We start from the raw sequence: 4710 nt of genomic DNA, 5'->3' as shown, positions 1-4710 counted from the left end.
GGTCGATGAACTCCTGACCAAGCCTGTACGTTGACCCCGCTCTGCCTGCTGATCATGAACATCCGCCACAAGCTTTCCATCGCCAGCATCGCACTGTGCTGTGCATTGACCATCAACCTGCCGGCACACGCCCAGGCGACAAGCCTGGAAGAACAGGTCTATCTCGCCCTGAAGGCCAACCCTGGCAACGGCAAGATCACCTTCGACCGCGACAAGGGGCTGATCGACATTGATCAGCACACGCTCAGTCTGGACAACATCAAGAAACAGATCGAGCAGACCCATCTTGAAGGTCAGGCGGCGGTTGATTTTGCCGTCAAGACCATCGAGACCTTGCTCAAGGAATCGCGAGACCTCGGCAAGCCGCGCAACTGGGCAGAGGTCAAGGCCCGCATCCTGCCTACCGTGTCGCCATCCGAATACCAAAAGATGGCGCAGTGTCAGCCCATGGGACTGCGTGTGGCGCGCTGCTTCGTGGTGGACAACGAGAACACCCGCGCCTTCGTGACACCCAAGGACATGGAAGCCTGGGGCGTCAAACTGCCGGAACTGCAAGCCACCGCCATGGAGAACTTGCAGAAAATTTCGCCCACCAGCCAGTTGCGGCTCAATATGGATGGCGATCAAGTCAATCTGGTGATGTCCAGCCAGCATGACAGCTACGACAGCGCCCGCATCCTGCTGCCCGAAGTGCAGAGCTTCATCCGCAAGGTGCTCCACGGCGATGCGCTTGTGGCCATTCCCAACCGGGACTTCCTGATTGCCTGGCGTGTTGACAACCCACGCAAACGGGTGCTGGCCGAACGGGTGGTAGAGGACTACCAGCAACAACCTCACCCGCTCACCTACGAGCTATTCATCGTGGACGACAAGGGCCTGCGCTCCGCCACCTTGATCGAGGCCATCGGCGAAGACTGAGGCTTGCGAGCAACCCTTCTCCCCCTAGAACGTGGCATGCATCTGGACAGCCACAAGGGCCACTCCTATTCTGAATATGGCACGTGTGCATACACACACGTGATGTCTTCTCAGAATCAACAGGAGTACGAGCATGAGCAAGAACATCATCTTCTGCGCCGATGGCACCTGGAACTCGCCAGGCCAGGATGACAACCGGGACGGTACCCCGGACTGCACCAACGTCTACAAGACATTCCTGGCCTTATCCGGCGCCCTGTCGCCAAAATCCTTGCTGGATGCTGGCGAGCAGGAAAAAGCCCTGACCACCATCAAGGGCGTGCAGCAGGTCGCCAAGTACATACACGGCGTAGGAGACTCCCACAACCCCATCCAGAAGTTGCTGGGCGGGGCCACGGGCGCCGGCACCATCGCACGCATCATTAGAGGCTACACCTTCATCTCCCGCCACTATGAGCCGGGCGATCAGATCTACATCATCGGCTTCAGCAGAGGCGCCTACACAGCCCGCGCACTGGCTGGCTTGATCTGCTCGCAAGGCCTGCTCAAAGGCATCAACTACGACGATGAACACGGCCGCGAAAAAGCCTACCTGCGCGCCTCGCAAGTCTGGTATCGCTACGAGGAAAGCCACAAAACCACCCATGCCCTGGCCAAGCTGATCAGTGCCGTGGCCTACCTGCCAGGCTTCATCACTCACAACGAGATTGGCGCAGAAGACCTGCAAGCCGTGCCCGAGATCGCCGCCGTTGGGGTGTGGGACACCGTGGGGGCCATGGGCATCCCCGACATCTTTGGTGACGGCGACAAGCACGACGCCTACCAGTTTGCTGATCTGAAGCTGAACCCGAAGATCCGCAAAGGCTTCCACGCGGTTTCGCTGGACGAACGCCGCGCGCCATTTATGCCAACTTTGTGGACAGACGACTCCGATCGCGTCGAGCAAGTGATTTTTCCGGGTGCACACGCCGACGTGGGCGGAGGCTATCCGGAATGCGGCCTGTCAGACATCGCATTGGGCTGGATGCTCGACAAGCTCGCGGCATGCGGCGTGCAACTGGACAAGCCCGCGCTGAAAGCGGACCCCGGCGCTACGGCTCACGAGCCCTGGAAGAGCGTGGTCTACACCCACAAATGTGAGCCGCGCCCCTTTGATGGCATGCACAAGATCAAGCTGCAGGAAGACCCTGCCATCGCGCAACGCTGTGCACTGCCTGCGGTGAAACCGGATCCTAGCAAGGCCGCTGAGAAATACACCCCAAGCAATCGGCCAAAGAAATCATAGACCAATCAGAAGTTGACAGGCATATAGAACCTCCCCCCAAAAGCGCCGCTTATTCACCAGCAACGTTGACCGCCGTCAAACACGCACAATATGAAATACATATATTCATTACAGGACCAACCTAAACAACCCGGCCAAGGAGAAAGCAATGAGCAAGATTGCATTAATCACCATTCATGGAATGGGAAAGTACAAACCAAAATACTACTCCGAGCTTGAAGAGAAGCTAAAAGACAAACTAAAGGCAAGCTGGTCCGAGGTTTCCTTCCAGCCAGTCGATTACGGCATGGACCTTCAAAAGCCAGAAGACAGTCTCTGGGAAAAAATCACATCAGAACCAAAAAATCAGATCAAAGACCATACATTAAGGCAGTTCTTCCTCTATGGCTTTGGTGACGCAGGCTCCTTGGAGCACAGCCTTCAAACTGATAAGAACACATACCTTGGCGCCCAGCTCAGTATTTTGAAAGCACTGCAAAAGGCTTTGATTGACTTGGATGGCGACACTTCAAAACCCGTTGTCATCATTGCTCAGTCTCTAGGATGCCAAGTGATATCGAACTTCATCTGGGATGCCAAAAATAACAAGAACATTTTCGGCGAGGAAGGAAACGCCATGCTTGGCGGAAAGGTGCCTACCGATTTTGAGCGGCTGAACTCACTCAGCAGGTTAATTACGACAGGCTGCAACATTCCCGTTTTTGTCGCAGGGCTAAGCAAACGCCAGTGCTTTGAAAGGCCCAACCCAGCATTTATCTGGGACAACTTCTATGATGCGAACGATGTTTTAGGTTGGCCATTGAGACAACTTGACGAAAGCTACGATATTGTCAACGACCACCCCATCAATGCAGGGGGAATCTTCACGTCGTGGAATATTGCCAGCCATGGGGCTTATTGGGGCGACAAGGAAGTGGTGGATCATTTAGCTCATTTACTTCTCGAGCAAATCCAAACCCAAGCCTGACGACAGCTTGAGTCAGTCAATGACTCATTCTGATTGGAGCGCACCGAGGCCTTTAGAGGCACTTAAGGGCGCTTAATAATTCATCGTTTGTCAACCTGCATGCCGCTGCCTACAGTGCGCGGCATGCAGCAAACATCAACCGCAAGCCCCCTTGAAGCGCAAGCTTGCGCGCTCGTGGTGGGCGTAGGCGAACTCGAAGGCATTGGCGGTGCCGTGGCCGCGCGCTTTGCGCAGGCGGGCCTTCACGTCTACATCGTCGGGCGCACCCAGGCCAAGCTGGACACCGCCGTAGCGTACATCCGCCGCCAGGGCGGCCAGGCCACGGCCGTGGTCAACAGCCTGGGTGGCGAAGCCGACGTTCAGGCCATCTTCACGCAGATCCAGCGCCACGGCCACCGACTGGAGGCCGTGGTCTACAACGCGGCCTACCTCAACATGCCCCGGCGCTGGCTGGGCACACCACCCAGCTACATCGAAGGCAACTGGCGCCTGACCTGCCTGGCCGGCATCCTGGTAGGGCAAGCTGCGGCGCGGATGATGTTGCCCCACGGGTGCGGCACCGTGATCTACACAGGCGCCACTGCCTCGCTGCGTGGCAAGCCCTTGTTCGCCGCCTTTGCTTCTGCCAAAGCCGCACTGCGCGCCTTTGCCGGCAGCCTGGCGCTGGAGATAGCGCCAATGGGCATCCACGTGGCGCATGTGGTGATTGACGGCATGGTGGAAGGCCAACGAGCCAAAGGCGCTCTGGGTGGCCTGGGCCGCATCGTGATGGGCGTGGTCAAACGCCGCAACGGCGCACTGAACCCCACGCAGATTGCCGAGAACTACTGGCAGATCCACCAACAGCTCAGCGGTGCCTGGAGCCACGAACTGGAACTACGCCCCTTCAAAGAACCCTTCTGAGCACAGGCTCCAGCACCCGACATGCCCCATCCAACCCAACCCTGCGCGCTGCTCTTTTGTGGCGAGCAACACCTTGACGTGGCCCAGGCGCTGGCCCGCCTGTGCGAGCAGGCCGGCTTGGCCGTGCACCTCTGCACCGAAGGCCTGGCGCAAAGCGAAGCCGTGTTCCAACGCATACGCCAAAGCGGCCAGCAGCCCGTGCTGGTGGTGCACGGCAGCGGCACCCTGCTCCACCGATCTGCGCTGGCGAGCACGGCAGCCGATTTCGAAAGCACCTGGCGCAGCGTGTGTTTTGCTGGCGCCGTGATCGGCCAGCAAGCCATGAAGGCCATGCTGCCCCGGGGCAAAGGCACGCTGATCTTCCTGGGGCATGCCTCGGCCACCGAGCGCCTGAATGGCGCAGCCGCTTTCGGGGCAGCCAGCGCAGGCCTGCGATCGCTGGCGCAATCCATGGCGCGTGAAAGCGGACCCAAAGGATTGCATGTGGCCCATGTGCTGATGCATGGCGACATGCAAGGCCTGCAACGCCCGCTTGCCCGCGATGTGGCCGCAGCCTGCTGGCAACTGCATCAACAAGACCCCAGCACCTGGACGCACGAACTCGACCTGCGCCCCGGCCTTTGCCCCGCCTGACTAC

At 58.6% G+C, this 4710-nt stretch carries 5 protein-coding genes; all 5 read left to right on the top strand.

The features are described from left to right. The first annotated feature begins 54 nt into the window (after positions 1 to 54). The gene (locus EPO09_RS11935; RefSeq protein WP_290643352.1) at positions 55 to 918 is read left to right on the top strand and encodes a DUF1444 family protein; all 864 of its coding nucleotides are present in this window, start codon (positions 55 to 57) and stop codon (positions 916 to 918) included. A gap of 133 nt (positions 919 to 1051) precedes the next feature. Then, the gene (locus tag EPO09_RS11930; RefSeq protein ID WP_290643350.1) at positions 1052 to 2203 is read left to right on the top strand and encodes a DUF2235 domain-containing protein; all 1152 of its coding nucleotides are present in this window, start codon (positions 1052 to 1054) and stop codon (positions 2201 to 2203) included. Between the two features lie 148 nt (positions 2204 to 2351). Then, on the top strand, positions 2352 to 3170 hold the full coding sequence (locus EPO09_RS11925) for a hypothetical protein (protein WP_290643349.1): 819 nt from the start codon (positions 2352 to 2354) through the stop codon (positions 3168 to 3170). A gap of 99 nt (positions 3171 to 3269) precedes the next feature. Further along, positions 3270 to 4073 carry an SDR family NAD(P)-dependent oxidoreductase gene (locus EPO09_RS11920; RefSeq protein ID WP_290643348.1) on the top strand — a complete coding sequence of 268 codons (804 nt, stop codon included), beginning with the start codon at positions 3270 to 3272 and terminating at the stop codon, positions 4071 to 4073. A 21-nt stretch (positions 4074 to 4094) separates the two neighbouring features. Next, positions 4095 to 4706 (top strand): SDR family oxidoreductase, encoded by a 612-nt coding sequence (locus tag EPO09_RS11915; RefSeq protein WP_290643346.1) that lies wholly within the window; start codon positions 4095 to 4097, stop codon positions 4704 to 4706. Positions 4707 to 4710: the final 4 nt, after the last annotated feature.

The sequence above is a fragment of the Aquabacterium sp. genome (assembly GCF_004297345.1).
In the GTDB taxonomy this organism is placed as follows: Bacteria; Pseudomonadota; Gammaproteobacteria; order Burkholderiales; family Burkholderiaceae_C; genus Aquabacterium.
Note: the sequence above shows the minus strand (reverse complement) of the source record. Positions and strands in the feature narration are given on the sequence as shown.